This window comes from Streptococcus sp. 'caviae', from assembly GCF_001937065.1.
Taxonomy (GTDB): domain Bacteria; phylum Bacillota; class Bacilli; order Lactobacillales; family Streptococcaceae; genus Streptococcus.
In genome coordinates, this window is record NZ_MOWR01000002.1 from 145684 (window position 1) to 159657 (window position 13974).

At 43.6% G+C, this 13974-nt stretch carries 13 protein-coding genes; all 13 read left to right on the forward strand.

Annotated features, from left to right (window positions below; translation table 11 throughout):
• Positions 1–10: 10 nt before the first annotated feature.
• The 13 genes from BMI76_RS02790 to BMI76_RS02850 all read left to right on the forward strand — a co-directional run bounded on the left by BMI76_RS02790 (position 11) and on the right by BMI76_RS02850 (position 13961).
• A complete protein-coding gene (locus tag BMI76_RS02790) occupies positions 11–868 on the forward strand; it encodes a CPBP family intramembrane glutamic endopeptidase (protein ID WP_075346086.1) in 858 nt (285 codons plus the stop codon).
• Positions 865–1839 (forward strand): ketopantoate reductase family protein, encoded by a 975-nt coding sequence (locus tag BMI76_RS02795; protein ID WP_075346087.1) that lies wholly within the window; start codon positions 865–867, stop codon positions 1837–1839. The genes BMI76_RS02790 and BMI76_RS02795 overlap by 4 nt, the downstream gene beginning before the upstream one ends.
• 164 nt (positions 1840–2003) lie before the next feature.
• Positions 2004–2996 carry a competence protein CoiA gene (locus BMI76_RS02800; protein WP_075346088.1) on the forward strand — a complete coding sequence of 331 codons (993 nt, stop codon included), beginning with the start codon at positions 2004–2006 and terminating at the stop codon, positions 2994–2996.
• A 77-nt stretch (positions 2997–3073) separates the two neighbouring features.
• Positions 3074–4876, forward strand: a complete 1803-nt coding sequence (gene pepF, locus BMI76_RS02805; RefSeq protein WP_075346089.1) for an oligoendopeptidase F — start codon at positions 3074–3076, stop codon at positions 4874–4876.
• 184 nt (positions 4877–5060) lie between these two features.
• Positions 5061–5678 carry an HAD-IA family hydrolase gene (locus tag BMI76_RS02810; RefSeq protein WP_075346090.1) on the forward strand — a complete coding sequence of 206 codons (618 nt, stop codon included), beginning with the start codon at positions 5061–5063 and terminating at the stop codon, positions 5676–5678.
• A gap of 82 nt (positions 5679–5760) precedes the next feature.
• Positions 5761–6468 (forward strand): O-methyltransferase, encoded by a 708-nt coding sequence (locus BMI76_RS02815; RefSeq protein WP_075346091.1) that lies wholly within the window; start codon positions 5761–5763, stop codon positions 6466–6468.
• Positions 6469–6529: 61 nt separating this feature from the next.
• A complete protein-coding gene (gene prsA, locus BMI76_RS02820) occupies positions 6530–7525 on the forward strand; it encodes a peptidylprolyl isomerase PrsA (protein ID WP_075346092.1) in 996 nt (331 codons plus the stop codon).
• Between the two features lie 239 nt (positions 7526–7764).
• Entirely contained in the window at positions 7765–8250 is a 486-nt protein-coding gene (locus tag BMI76_RS02825) for an LURP-one-related/scramblase family protein (RefSeq protein ID WP_075346252.1), read from the forward strand.
• 18 nt (positions 8251–8268) lie between these two features.
• Positions 8269–10887 carry an alanine--tRNA ligase gene (alaS, locus tag BMI76_RS02830; RefSeq protein ID WP_075346093.1) on the forward strand — a complete coding sequence of 873 codons (2619 nt, stop codon included), beginning with the start codon at positions 8269–8271 and terminating at the stop codon, positions 10885–10887.
• Between the two features lie 27 nt (positions 10888–10914).
• Positions 10915–11613, forward strand: a complete 699-nt coding sequence (locus BMI76_RS02835) for a DUF554 domain-containing protein (RefSeq protein WP_075346094.1) — start codon at positions 10915–10917, stop codon at positions 11611–11613.
• A gap of 149 nt (positions 11614–11762) precedes the next feature.
• A complete protein-coding gene (locus tag BMI76_RS02840) occupies positions 11763–12464 on the forward strand; it encodes a lantibiotic protection ABC transporter ATP-binding protein (protein WP_075346095.1) in 702 nt (233 codons plus the stop codon).
• A 1-nt stretch (position 12465) separates the two neighbouring features.
• Positions 12466–13215: a lantibiotic immunity ABC transporter MutE/EpiE family permease subunit gene (locus BMI76_RS02845; RefSeq protein ID WP_075346096.1), complete on the forward strand. Its 750-nt coding sequence runs from the start codon at positions 12466–12468 to the stop codon at positions 13213–13215.
• Positions 13215–13961 (forward strand): lantibiotic immunity ABC transporter MutG family permease subunit, encoded by a 747-nt coding sequence (locus tag BMI76_RS02850; protein WP_075346097.1) that lies wholly within the window; start codon positions 13215–13217, stop codon positions 13959–13961. The genes BMI76_RS02845 and BMI76_RS02850 overlap by 1 nt, the downstream gene beginning before the upstream one ends.
• The last annotated feature ends 13 nt before the right edge of the window (positions 13962–13974 follow it).

Genomic DNA, 13974 nt, shown 5'->3' on the forward strand with positions numbered 1-13974 from the left:
CGGAGGGTTTATGGTTATTAACTCTAAATTAAAACTGTGGTCTTTTATCCTGATGATTTATGGGCTTTGTTTTGCCTGCCGTATTTTGGAATACTTTGTCTTGCGGACCGATCAGACAGTCTGGGGTGAGGCTTTTGTTCATAAATTAGCCGGGATCGCAATTCTCTTTTGGGCAGCTAAAAGCCGTGGTTTCAGTCTGCGGCAGCAGGGATTTTCTAAACGAGGTATTGGGAAGAATCTCATAGGAGGATTGGTTTTTAGCCTTGCTGTCTTTGCTTTGGCTTACGGTGCAGAAATTGCTGCTCTGACTGGCCGAGGGAAATTCCAAGGTTTAGAGGTCTATGTCAGTATTTTTAATGTAGATAAAAATATTGAAAAAGAGTCAGCCCCCATTTTCTTTTTGCTTTGCATAGCTGGCAATATCATTAATGTCATTATGGAGGAAGGTATCTTTCGCGGGCTTTTTCAAAGGTTGCTGGACGAAAAGTATCGTTTTATCATGGCCGCTATTTTGTCCTCGATCCTTTTTGGCCTTTGGCATGTGATGGCTCCTATCAGAAGTTTGATTGATGGCGAGACAACGCCGGTGCAAACAGTTGTTCAAACGATAGTGTATATCACAGCCTCTGCTTTAGTAGGATTTACTTTTACATTCATGACTAAACTGACCGGCAGTCTCTATATGGCGATGATGGCGCATTTTATCAATAACAGCAGCGTCAATCTGCTGCATGTGTTGTCAGAATCCGGCAGTGATGAACTGATGGCAGTGAGAGTGGCTGTTGCTCAAAGCTTAAGTTTATTGTTGGTTCTAGTCTGGTATAACCATAAGCAAAAACGTTACAGAAAGGAAATAAAAAGCACATGAAGGTTTTAGTCGTCGGTTTGGGCGTTATCGGAGCAACTTACGGTTATCTATTTGAAAAGGCAGGTCATCAGGTTGAGCACTATATTCGTGACAGCAGCAGTCGAACAAAGCTTGCCGCTCTGGATGTAGACCTCTTAGACGGCAGAAAACGTAAGACCAGCTCACATGTGCAGGATCTTTACCATGTCCAGAAACAAAGTCAAAAGGCCTATGATTTTATTTTTGTCAGTCTTCCTGAAGGAAAGATTAGGGAAGCTATCGATTACTTGCAGGAAAATCAGATTTCCGGTACGATTTTGCTGGCGTGTGGGATTTGGCAGGATAGGCATTCCTTAGATGAGCTGATGAAAGGACGTGACTATATTCTGGGCTATCCCGTAGCTGGGGGAAGAATTTCTGACAAGCAGCTGACTGCCTGTGTCTTTGATCATTTTATGCTGGAAGAGAAGAACAAAGCTGGGATTTCCAACTATACGGATTTAGAAAAACTCTTTTCCAGCTGTCAGATCCAGCTGGAAAAGCCCTACGATATGCTGGAGTGGATTTGGCTGCACATGGCCATTAATGCCGGTGTTATCTCCACCATAGCTGCTCATGCCGATCTTAAGAATCCCAGTCAAGCCGCCGAAAATCTAATGAATTCCACTCGGCTGCTCTCCCAAGCTGTTAGGGCCGTTAGAGAGACCATTAAGATGGTGAAGAGCAGGGGTGTCATCCTGAGCCATTACCACCAGGACTGCCTGCCTTACCGACTGCCGATATGGCTTTCTGCACCGCTCATGAAACGAATGTTCGCCAAAAATATTTTGAGTCGAAAGATTATGACTCTGCATAATAATCTGCCTGACTTGTTTTTTGTCTGTCAGTGCCTCTATGACAGCGGCAAAAGGAATACTGTACTGGCGCCAATCTTTTATCAAGCTTATGAAGAAGCTCTGCAAAAAACTGCCGTCAATAAAATTGAATTGTAAAGGCTGATAAGATCTGAATCAGCCTTTATTGATGGGAAAAGCATGGTTTTAATTTGTCAGGCTGGAACGTTTTACCAAGTAAACATCAGTCTTTTTATGTTCATCTTTTTCTTGCTGCTCTCGTCCCGGATTTATTTTTCGTATAAATAGGTAGGAGGTCGTTTATGTTAGCAGCGTTTGATGAGCAGGGAAATTTGATTAATTTGGCTGAGACTATTCCTCTTAAACAGCGCTTTACCTGTCCGGCTTGCGGAGAGGCGGTGCGTCTTAGGAACGGTTCTGTTATGCGGCCGCACTTTGCCCATGTCAGCCTTCAGAACTGCCGGTTTTACAGTGAGAATGAGTCGGCAGAGCATCTGTCTCTTAAGGCGGAGCTTTATACGGCTTTATCAAGGACTGAGCAGGTTGCCGTGGAGCAGGTTCTGCCCCAATTGGGACAGATTGCGGATCTTTTGGTTAATGAAAAGCTGGCGCTGGAAGTGCAGTGTTCACGTCTGTCCGAAGACCGCCTGCGTGAGCGGACGCAGGCCTATCAAAACAATGGCTTTCAGGTGCTGTGGCTGCTGGGAAAGAAGCTGTGGCTGACTAAACGTCTGTCCAGCTTGCAGAAGCAGCTGCTTTATTTTTCACAGAATATGGGTTTTCATCTGTGGGAATTAGACTTGGACAGGCATTGCCTGCGTCTCAAGTATCTGATTTACGAAGATATTTTTGGCAAGGTTCATTATCAGACTAAGACTTGCTCCTTTGCTGCCAATATCATGAATTTTTTGCGTCTGCCCTACCGCCGGCAAAACTTGCTTTCCTATCAGGTTAAGCAGCATCAGCAGGTTGGCTTGGCGGTTCAAAAGCAGCTCATGGCGGGCAATCCGCGCTGGCTGCGCCGGCAGGAACTGGCTTATTCACAAGGACGTAGTCTGATAGTGCAGTCGGATGCTGACTTTTTTCCGCAGGTCAGACCGCCTGAGGCAAAGGATGGTTTTTGTCAAATTCAGACCAGCCTAGAGCCTTTTTGCGCAGCTTTTTTCCGCTATTACCAGCATCAAGAAAATAAGACTGTTCAAACACTGTATCCGCCCGCTTTTTATGATAAAATGAGGAGTAATCATATCATTAGCAGAAAGGAAAAGAACACGGGTCGGACGGCTGAAAGTTAGGCAGCTTGCTGCAAGCATGAAAATCCTGAGCATGTCCTGTCTTCCGGCCGTTTTTAAGTGTTCTTGGTGTTTACCTTATGTCTGATAACCGTAAGCATATTGAAGAAAAATATCAGTGGGATTTGACCACCATTTTTGCAAAGGACAGGGATTGGGAAAAGGAAGAAAAGGCGCTTGGCGCAGATTTAAAAAAGGCGAAAACGGGCGCCGGCCATCTTTTGGATTCAGGTCAAAAGCTCTTAGAAATTACTGAGCAGTACTTGGCTTTAAGCCGCCGCTTGGAAAAAGTCTATGTTTATGCTTCCATGAAAAATGACCAAGACACGACAGTCGCCAAATATCAAGAATTTCAGGCCAAAGCAGTGACTCTGGCGGCTAAATTTAACCAGACCTTTGCCTTTTACGAGCCTGAATTTATGCAGCTGTCCAAAGAAGAATATCAGAGCTTTTTAGCGGAATGTCCTCAGCTGGCAGCTTACAGCCATTTCTTTGAAAAACTATTTCAGCAAAAGGAACATGTCCTGTCTCATAAAGAGGAAGAACTGCTGGCTGCTGCCGGTGAAATTTTCGGATCGGCCGGTGAAACCTTTGAAATTCTGGATAATGCGGATATTGCCTTTCCGACAGTTTTAGACGAGCAGAATCAGGAAGTTGAGCTGACACACGGCAATTTTATCACCTTGATGGAATCTAAAGACCGCACGGTCAGAAAGGCTGCTTACCAAGCTTATTACAGCGTTTATGAGCAGTTTCAGCACACCTATGCTAAGACTTTAGAAACCAATGTTAAGGTTCACAATTTTCAGGCTGAAACACGAAAATATACAAGTGCGCGTGAGGCTGCACTGGCTGGTAATTTTATCCCAGAGAGTGTCTATGACACCTTGCTGCAAGCTGTTAATAAGCATCTTCCCCTGCTTAGGCGCTATGTTAAACTCCGCCAGAAGATTTTGGGATTTGATGACCTTAAGATGTATGATATTTACACGCCTTTATCAAAGACAGATATGAGTTTTACTTATGATGAAGCCTTGAAAAAGGCTCAAGAAGTATTGGCCATTTTTGGCAAAGATTATGCAGAGCGCGTGCACCGTGTCTTTACAGAACGCTGGATTGATGTTCAGGTTAATAAGGGCAAACGCTCAGGCGCTTATTCGGGCGGGTCTTATGACACCAATGCTTTTATCCTGCTCAACTGGCAGGACACGCTGGACAATCTGTTTACACTTGTTCATGAAACAGGGCATTCGCTGCACTCGGTCTTTACTCGTGGAAACCAGCCCTATGTTTATGGAGATTATTCTATTTTCCTGGCTGAGATTGCCTCAACCACCAATGAAAATATTTTGACAGAAACGCTTTTACAAGAAGTGACAGATGATAAAGAGCGTTTTGCCATTCTCAATCATTATCTGGATGGTTTCAAGGGAACTGTCTTTCGGCAAAGTCAATTTGCTGAGTTTGAACAGCTGATCCATCAGGCAGCTCAAGCAGGACAGGTGCTGACCAGCGATTATCTGAGCAGCCTTTACGCTGATTTAAATGAAAAATATTACGGCTTGGCTAAAAAAGACAATCCGGAAATTCAGTATGAATGGGCCAGAATTCCGCATTTTTACTATAATTTCTACGTTTATCAGTATGCGACTGGCTTTGCTGCTGCCAGCTATCTTGCGCATAAGATTGTGCACGGCAGTCAGGAAGATAAGGATAAGTATCTCAGTTATCTCAAGGCGGGGAATTCAGACTATCCGCTTAAGGTCATTGCCAAAGCAGGTGTTGATATGACCAAGGGTGACTATCTGGATGCGGCCTTTCAGGTTTTTGAGAAGCGTCTGACCGAGCTGGAAAAATTGGTTGAAAGAGGCGTGTATAAGTAAGCAAAACAGCATAATCTTGTTTGGAAGAGCCAGAAAGGCTTTGAAATACCGGCAAATGTAATCACATAAAGAATCGCTGGAAACGGTTTTCTTGTACTGTTTCTAGCGATTTTTGACGGTGTTTGTTATAATGAAAAGGTCCGTTTAAGGATAATATTTATTGGATGAGAAACTGGGAGGAACGATGCCGCAGACAACTTTTATCTGGGATTTGGACGGAACCTTGATTGATTCTTACGATGCGATTATGGAAGCTTTGGATGAGACTTATAAGCAGTATCATCTGCCTTTTGAGGCTGATTTTATTCGACGTTATATTTTGCAGGAATCTGTGGGACAGCTTTTAGATGAGGTGGCTAAGCAGCAGAAGCTTAAGTCTTCTGAGCTCAAGGCCTTTTTCACAGAAGAACAGCAAAAACGTGATGACAAAATTAAGCTGCTGCCCTTTGCCAAAGAAACCCTGCAGTGGGGAAAAGAAAAGGGCATTGAGCAATTTATGTATACCCACAAGGGAGCCTCAACCAAGGCGGTGCTGGCAGAATTAGGCATTGAAGACTACTTTACCGAGGTGCTGACAAGTGTGTCAGGTTTTAAGCGTAAGCCGCACCCGCAAGGGATTTTTTATCTGCTGGAAAAATACGCTTTAAACAAGGAGCACACTTATTATATTGGTGACAGGCGTCTGGATGCTGAAGTCGCTGAAAATGCAGGCATTCAATCCATCAATTTGGTTCAGCCAAGTTCGCCTATCAATCACAAAATTGAAAATCTTTGGGCTCTGACACAGTTACATTGTTTTTGAGCGCATGTAAAAAGGTCTGGCAGACGATTTTATGAAATGATTTTCACTGCTCTGCCCCTCATTTTTTGTTATAATAAAAACTATGATTAAAACTTACAGTAAAAATGCCAACCGCAATATGCGCCGGCCCATCGTTTCTGAAGCGGTTCTTGCATTTATGCGAGAACGTCAGCAGCAAAACCATGGTGCCTTAGCGGAATTGGAAGATTTTGCCCGCAGGGAAAACATACCGATTATTCCGCAGGAAACAGCGGCCTATTTTCGTTTATTGATGCAGGTCCTGCAGCCTTCAAAAATTTTGGAAATTGGCACCGCTATCGGTTTTTCAGCACTGTTAATGGCTGAAAATGCTCCTGAATCCGAGATTACAACGATTGACCGCAATCCTGAAATGATTGCTCTGGCCAAGGCTAATTTTGCGAAATACGACAGCCGTAAGCAGATTCGTCTTGTTGAGGGGGAAGCGTCGGATATTTTAGCGAACCTTGATGAGACCTATGATTTTGTCTTTATGGATTCGGCCAAATCAAAGTATATTGTTTTTTTGCCGGCTGTTTTAGAGCGTCTGGCTGTTGGCGGTCTTGTTGTTTTGGATGATGTTTTTCAGGGAGGCGATGTAACCAAGCCCATCGCAGAAATTCATCGCAGTCAGAGAGCCATCTATCGCGGCCTGCAGAAGTTATTTGATGCAACTTTGACACATCCTAGTTTGACAGCCAGTCTCTTGCCGCTTGGCGACGGCCTGCTCATGATTCGCAAGAACAGCGAGGGAGCCAGACTGCCTGATTAAGTCATCTTTAAGAAATTATGATATAATAAAAGGGTTAATGACAAAAAGGAGTTTATCAAGAATGAAAAAACGTACGATTGTTACAGGACTTGTTACCTTGCTTTCTGTTGTCACATTGGCGGCTTGTTCCAAGACATCACAAAACAGCAAAATCATTACGATGAAAGGTGACACCATCACTGTCTCAGACTTTTATAATGAAGTTAAAGAATCAACCGCTTCTAAACAAGCTGTGCTGTCTCTTATCGTTTCAAAAGTCTTTGAAAAACAATACGGAGACAAGGTATCTGACAAAGAAGTAACCAAGGCTTACAACGAAGCAGTAAAATATTACGGTGATTCCTTCTCAAGTATTCTGGCTTCTCGCGGCTACACTAAGGAAACTTACAAAAAGCAAATTCGTTCTGAAAAATTATTAGAATATGCAGTGAAAGAAGAGGCTAAAAAGGAGCTGACAGACGCCAGCTACAAGGCTGCCTATCAGGATTACAAACCGGAAGTAACGGCTCAGGTTATCCAGCTGGATGATGAAAGCAAGGCCAAATCTGTTTTGGAAGATGCCAAAGCAGACGGTGCAGACTTTGCTAAAATTGCCAAAGATAATACGAAGGGCGATAAGACGGAGTATACCTTTGATTCAGGCTCAACAGATCTGCCCAGCCAAGTTATGACAGCTGCCTTAGCACTTGATAAAGATGGTGTATCTGACGTTATCACAACAACAGATTCTTCTACTTATAAGCCTGTCTATTACATTGTCAAGGTGACTAAGAAAGAGAATAAAAACGCTGATTGGAAAGCTTACAAAAAGCGCCTGAAAGAAATTATCATCAATCAAAAACTGACAGATACTAATTTCCGCAATGCTGTTATCGGCAAAGCCTTTAAAAAGGCTAATGTGAAAGTTAAAGACAAAGCTTTCAGCGATATTCTTTCACAATATGCAACAGCAAGTGACTCATCTGCTTCGACAACGACAACAGCTGCTTCAAGCGATGACGCAACAACAGCAGCGGCTGACCAAACGACAGATGCTGAAACGACAGCGTCAGAATAAGTCCGTAAGGATTGACGAATGCTGCAAAAGACAGTATAATTGACCTATCAAGAATTGATTTTTCATCCCTCTGCCTCAGAAAAATAGCGGTTGATGCGAGCTATGCAGAGCGAAAGATCTTGCTGCTTGATTGTTAAATTGAATAGGAAAATAAGAATGACAAGTTCATTGAATGAAGGTGGTACCGCGGTTTTGTCGCCCTTCGTTTGATGGACTTGTCTTTATTTAAGGACAAATCCATGGCAAAAGAATTTAAAATTAAAGAAAAAATGTGGTCTATGGCCGGCAAATTCACCATCAGTGATGAGTTGGGGATAGACTGCTACCAAGTAGAAGGAAGTCTCTTTAAGATTCCCAAGACCTTTACGGTTAAGGATATGATGGGCAATCTCGTCAGTAAAATTGAAAAACGGGTTTTTGCCTTCCCTGCTGCCTTTGATGTCAGTATGGCCAATGGTGAGAGTTTTACCATCAGGAAAGAACTGACCCTTTTTAAACCCCGTTACAGCATTGATCATTTAGGTATCACGGTTCAGGGCAGTTTTTGGGACATGGATTTTGAATTGCTGCATGAGGGTCAGGTCATCGCCCGAATTTCGCAGGAGTGGTTTAAACTGGCTTCAACCTACAATATTCAGGTTTATGATGAGGCCTATTCAGACTTAGTTATCTCGCTTGTTATTGCGATTGACTATGTCAAGGAACTTGAAAATAATTCGAAATAAGAGAGGAATTTATATAAAATGAAACAATTAACAAGTGCTCAAGTACGTCAAATGTGGCTGGACTTTTGGAAATCTAAAGATCATGCCATCGAGCCATCGGCTAATCTGGTCCCTGTCAACGACCCAACGCTGCTTTGGATCAATTCAGGTGTAGCAACGCTGAAGAAATATTTTGATGGATCGGTAATTCCTGAGAACCCCCGTATTACCAATGCTCAAAAGGCCATTCGGACCAATGATATTGAAAATGTCGGCAAGACTGCCCGCCACCACACCATGTTTGAAATGCTGGGCAATTTTTCAGTAGGCGATTATTTCCGCGATGATGCCATCAAATGGGGCTTTGAGCTTTTGACCAGCCCCGAGTGGTTTGATTTTCCTAAAGACAAGCTCTACATGACCTACTATCCGGATGATAAGGACTCTTACAACCGCTGGATTGAATGCGGCGTGGATCCCAGCCACTTGATTCCGATTGAAGATAATTTCTGGGAAATCGGTGCCGGACCTTCAGGACCGGATACCGAGATTTTCTTTGATCGTGGTGAAGACTTTGACCCGGATCATATGGGTGTTCGTCTGCTGGCTGAAGATATTGAAAATGACCGCTATATCGAAATTTGGAATATTGTGCTGTCCCAGTTTAATGCAGACCCTGCTGTTCCGCGTTCCGAGTACAAGGAACTGCCGCACAAAAACATTGATACGGGCGCTGGTTTGGAGCGCTTAGTTGCCGTTATGCAAGGGGCTAAAACAAACTTTGAAACGGACCTTTTCCTGCCGATTATCCGTGAGATTGAGAAGCTGTCCGGCAAAACGTATGATCCGGATGGTGACAACATGAGCTTTAAAGTCATTGCCGACCATATTCGCTCGCTGGCTTTTGCTATTGGTGATGGAGCACTGCCGGGCAATGAAGGCCGCGGCTATGTCCTGCGCCGCTTGCTGCGCCGGGCTGTCATGCACGGCCGCCGTCTGGGCATTAATGAGCCTTTCCTCTATAAACTGGTGCCGACTGTCGGTCAAATTATGGAGTCTTATTATCCTGAAATCTTGGAAAAACAGGATTTCATTCAAAAAATTGTCAAGCGTGAAGAAGAAACCTTCGCTCGTACCATTGATGCCGGATCAGGCCATCTGGATCAGCTGTTGGCTGCACTCAAAAAAGCTGGCAAAGATACGCTTGCCGGTCAAGATATCTTCAAGCTCTATGATACTTATGGTTTTCCGGTAGAATTGACCGAGGAATTGGCTGAGGATCAAGGCTTTAAGATTGACCACGACGGCTTTAGAGCTGCTATGAAAGAGCAGCAGGAGCGGGCTCGCGCCAGCGTTGTCAAAGGCGGCTCCATGGGTATGCAAAACGAAACCCTCTCAAGCATCACTGAGAAGTCAGTCTTTAATTATGAAAAAGAGGCTTTAGACAGTACCCTTTCAGTTATCATTGCCAACAATGAACGTACCGAAGCTGTGTCAGAAGGTCAAGCACTTCTTGTCTTTGCTCAGACGCCATTCTACGCTGAAATGGGCGGTCAGGTAGCTGACCATGGGCTTATCAAGAATGATCAGGGCGACACGGTTGCCCGCGTGACAGACGTGCAAAAAGCACCTAACGGTCAGGCTCTGCATACAGTTGATGTCTTAGCCAGCCTGTCAGCAGGACAAGTCTATCATTTAGAAATTGACCATGACCGCCGCAATCGGGTCATGAAAAATCACACGGCCACTCACTTGCTCCACGCAGCTCTGCACAATGTCATCGGCAATCATGCCACTCAGGCAGGTTCTCTCAATGAAGAAGGTTTCCTGCGCTTTGACTTTACTCATTTTGAAGCTGTGACGGCTGAAGAGCTGCGTCGTATTGAAGCAGAGGTCAACGAACAGATTTGGAAGGCTATTCCGGTTACGACTATTGAGACAGATATTGATACAGCCAAGAAAATGGGAGCCATGGCTCTCTTTGGTGAAAAATACGGCAAAGAAGTCCGTGTCGTTTCTATCGGTGACTATTCTGTTGAGCTTTGCGGCGGTACCCACTTGAAAAATACTTCTGAGATCGGCCTTTTCAAGATTGTCAAAGAAGAAGGTATCGGTTCAGGAACCCGCCGTATCCTTGCCGTAACCAGCAAAGAAGCTTTTGAGGCTTACCGTGAGGAAGAAGATGCCCTGAAAGAAATTGCTGCAACACTTAAAGTGCCGCAAATGAATCAGGTCACAAGCAAGGTTACTGCCCTGCAAGAACAGCTCCATCAGCTGCAAAAAGAAAATACAGAGCTCAAAGAAAAAGCAGCAGCCGCTGCAGCCGGCGATATTTTCAAAGATGTCAAGGAAGCTAGCGGTCTTCGCTACATTGCCAGCCAAGTTGAGGTCTCTGATGTCGGAGCCCTGCGCACCTTTGCTGATAAGTGGAAGCAAAAAGACTATTCAGACGTTCTTGTTTTAGCAGCAAGTATCGGTGAAAAGGTTAACGTTCTTGTTGCCAGCAAGAACAAGGCTGTTCACGCCGGCAATTTGATTAAGGAACTTGCACCAATTGTTTCCGGCCGCGGCGGCGGAAAACCTGACATGGCTATGGCTGGCGGATCAGACGCCGGAGCTATTCAAGAGCTTTTGGCCGCTGTCGCTGATCATCTCTGATAAGGAGAATTAGCATTGGGCACTTTAATGAATGTTGCTTTGATTATAGTTGGCGGCGGTTTGGGGCTGGGATTTAAAAACCATCTCAAACCCCAGCTGCAGAAAACCCTGATGCAGGCAACGGGTGTAGCGGTCATCTTTTTAGCCATTGCCGGTGTTTTGGGGAAAATGATGGCGGTTGATAACAATCATCTTCAAAGCGGTCATAGTTTTCTGCTGATTATCAGTATGGCTCTTGGTGCTGTTCTCGGTGAGCTCTGCCAGATTGAAGCGCGCATCGAGCAGTTCGGTGATTTTCTCAAACGCAAAACAGGCAGTCAAGGAGACAGTCAGTTTGTTGACGGCTTTGTCACAGCAACCTGCACCGTCTGTGTCGGAGCGATGGCTGTTGTTGGCTCTATTCAAGATGGTATTTACGGCGATGCTTCTATTTTGCTGGCTAAGGGTGTGCTGGATTTGATTATCATTGCTATTTTGTCAGCTTCCTTAGGCCGAGGCGCCATCTTTTCAGCCATTCCGGTAGCTGTTTTTCAGGGCGGTGTCACGCTTTTAGCAGCTTTAGCGGGAAATTTTCTGACAAGTCAGGCCGTTGATGGTATAGCCCTTGTGGGCAATGCGATTATCTTTTGTGTCGGCACTAATCTGGCCTTCGATACAAAGGTCAAAGTCGCCAATCTCCTGCCGGCCCTCCTTATCGCTGTTATTTGGAACAGCTTTGCGGGTTAACATTTCTAGGAATAAAAAGACCTAAGTCCATTTGGACTTGGGTTTTTCTATTGTTCTATTTTTATTAGTTTATCGATTTTTTCTTTTCCTTATAAAATCCTTAAATTTGTTTTTTATACTAGGAAACAGAAAAGGAGGACAGTATAATAATGGATTATATGCTAGAGACAAAAGGTTTAACCAAACAATTTGGTCGGCAAACAGCAGTTAATCAGCTAAATTTGAAAGTTGAGCGTCAATCTATTTATGGCTTATTAGGTCCCAATGGTTCCGGCAAATCAACAACTTTAAAGATGGTCACAGGAATGCTGAGAAAGACATCTGGCCAGATTTTGATTGACGGACATGATTGGAGCCGCAAGGATTTAGAAAATATCGGTGCTTTGATTGAATCGCCGCCGCTTTATGAAAACTTGACAGCGCGTGAAAATCTAAAAGTAAGAACCCTGATGCTGGGTTTACCCGACAGCCGCATTGATGAAGTTTTAAAAATAGTGGACTTAACCAATACAGGTAAAAAGAGAGCTGGTCAGTTTTCCATGGGGATGAAACAGCGCTTGGGAATCGCGATTGCTCTGCTTAACCATCCTAAGCTCTTGATTTTAGACGAGCCTACCAATGGACTTGATCCTATTGGTATTCAGGAACTGCGTGAGCTTATTCGTTCCTTTCCTGAACAAGGGATTACAGTTATTATTTCCAGTCATATCTTATCTGAAATTCAGATGACAGCAGATCATATCGGGATTATTGCCAATGGTGTGCTTGGCTATCAAGATAAGATTCATCACGGTGAAAATTTGGAAAAGCTCTTTACTGATGTTGTCATGAAGTATCGGGGAGGTGAGTGAAATGCTGGGAATGTTTCAGGCAGAAAGGTTAAAACTGAAGCGGACGATGGCAAAAAAATTACTGATTTTTGGACCGCTATTGGTAGTGATACACGGTTTTATTGTGCCTAAATATTTGATTACGAATGCTTATAATTGGTGGTATGTCATGATTTTACCGGGGCTCCTGACCTTATTTGCTGCTTTAGTAAATACTTATGAAGAAAAAAAGTTACATTATCGGGCAGTCTTTCCCTTGTCAATTTCCTTAAGAAAGTTTTGGACGTGTAAGATTATGACTTTGGCTTATTACTTGGCCCTGAGCAGTTTCTTGCATTGTTTTGTTTTAGTCTTGTTGAAATATTTTGTTTTTCCTAACGCTGGAGAAACTTATCCTATTAGCCAAATGCTTCTTGCTTCTATGGCCTTATTGCTCAGTGTGCTTTGGCAGCTCCCATTTTGTTTATGGTTGACAAAGAAATTGGGTTTAATTGTCACCTTGTTGATCAATCTCACAGCTAATGTTATTTTGGGAGTTATTTGTTCGACGACCATTTATTGGTTGTTGTGCCCGTATGCTTGGGGGATACGATTGATGATCCCCATTATGAAAATATATCCTAATGGACTGAAAGCTGGTTCAGAAGCTGCGGCACCGCTATTAGCAACTAGCAACTGGTCTGTTATGCTCAGCTTAACTCTGGCGCTTGTCCTCTTTGCAGGGCTGACCTGGCTAACGGCTCTTTGGTTTGAAAAACAGGAGGTTAAGTAATGGTTAAATTGATTTGGGCAGAGTTTTTGAAATATAATCATACCTTTTTGCCTTGGATACATGTACTTTTACCAACTGGTATCGCTGTTTTAACGGCTGTCTTTGGTCTGGTGACACCTGCTTATTCTTGGGCAAGTATTACGAGTGGTTATTTACAGATGCTGGGAATTGCTTTTCCGTTAGTCATTGCTGTTATTTGCAGCAAAGCCGTTGAATTAGAGGCGGAAGCTGGCCATTTTCAAACTGTCTTAGCAAGTAGTCAACGAAAAATCCTTTATTTTGTAAAGTTTGTCAGTCTTATCGTGATGGAAATTGTTGCTATCTGTTTAGCTTTAGCTATCTTTGGAATCTTGTATCGCTCCGATGCAGATGTCCCTTATCTTGTCTTTTATGCTTATGTGGGACTGTTTTTATTGGCGTCAACAGCTATCTTATATTTGCTTCATCTATTAATTGCGTTTTTATTTGGCAGTGGTGCAACAATTGGCTTAGGGATTTTTGAAGTCCTAGTTTCAGCCTTGCTTCTAACAGGCTTAGGTGATGGCATTTGGCAATTTGTTCCTTGTGCTTGGCCAGCACGGTTGATGGACACCTGGTTTAACATGTTGCAATATCCAGATAAAAATCCTGTCTTTGCTCAGCAGCTTCTCCTATGGCTGGAAGTGGCCTTCCCAACGACTTTGCTTGGTTTATTTTTCAGTCTTTTTTGGTTTGACAGATGGCAAGGGCGAAGTAATCTTGAATGAAATATGTTATCCT

Bases quoted from the DNA above. Each gene is read 5' to 3' on its own strand.
- BMI76_RS02790 (WP_075346086.1), top strand. From the start codon at position 11: ATGGTTATTAACTCTAAATTAAAACTGTGGTCTTTTATCCTGATGATT.
- BMI76_RS02795 (WP_075346087.1), top strand. From the start codon at position 865: ATGAAGGTTTTAGTCGTCGGTTTGGGCGTTATCGGAGCAACTTACGGT.
- BMI76_RS02800 (WP_075346088.1), top strand. From the start codon at position 2,004: ATGTTAGCAGCGTTTGATGAGCAGGGAAATTTGATTAATTTGGCTGAG.
- pepF (WP_075346089.1), top strand. From the start codon at position 3,074: ATGTCTGATAACCGTAAGCATATTGAAGAAAAATATCAGTGGGATTTG.
- BMI76_RS02810 (WP_075346090.1), top strand. From the start codon at position 5,061: ATGCCGCAGACAACTTTTATCTGGGATTTGGACGGAACCTTGATTGAT.
- BMI76_RS02815 (WP_075346091.1), top strand. From the start codon at position 5,761: ATGATTAAAACTTACAGTAAAAATGCCAACCGCAATATGCGCCGGCCC.
- prsA (WP_075346092.1), top strand. From the start codon at position 6,530: ATGAAAAAACGTACGATTGTTACAGGACTTGTTACCTTGCTTTCTGTT.
- BMI76_RS02825 (WP_075346252.1), top strand. From the start codon at position 7,765: ATGGCAAAAGAATTTAAAATTAAAGAAAAAATGTGGTCTATGGCCGGC.
- alaS (WP_075346093.1), top strand. From the start codon at position 8,269: ATGAAACAATTAACAAGTGCTCAAGTACGTCAAATGTGGCTGGACTTT.
- BMI76_RS02835 (WP_075346094.1), top strand. From the start codon at position 10,915: ATGAATGTTGCTTTGATTATAGTTGGCGGCGGTTTGGGGCTGGGATTT.
- BMI76_RS02840 (WP_075346095.1), top strand. From the start codon at position 11,763: ATGGATTATATGCTAGAGACAAAAGGTTTAACCAAACAATTTGGTCGG.
- BMI76_RS02845 (WP_075346096.1), top strand. From the start codon at position 12,466: ATGCTGGGAATGTTTCAGGCAGAAAGGTTAAAACTGAAGCGGACGATG.
- BMI76_RS02850 (WP_075346097.1), top strand. From the start codon at position 13,215: ATGGTTAAATTGATTTGGGCAGAGTTTTTGAAATATAATCATACCTTT.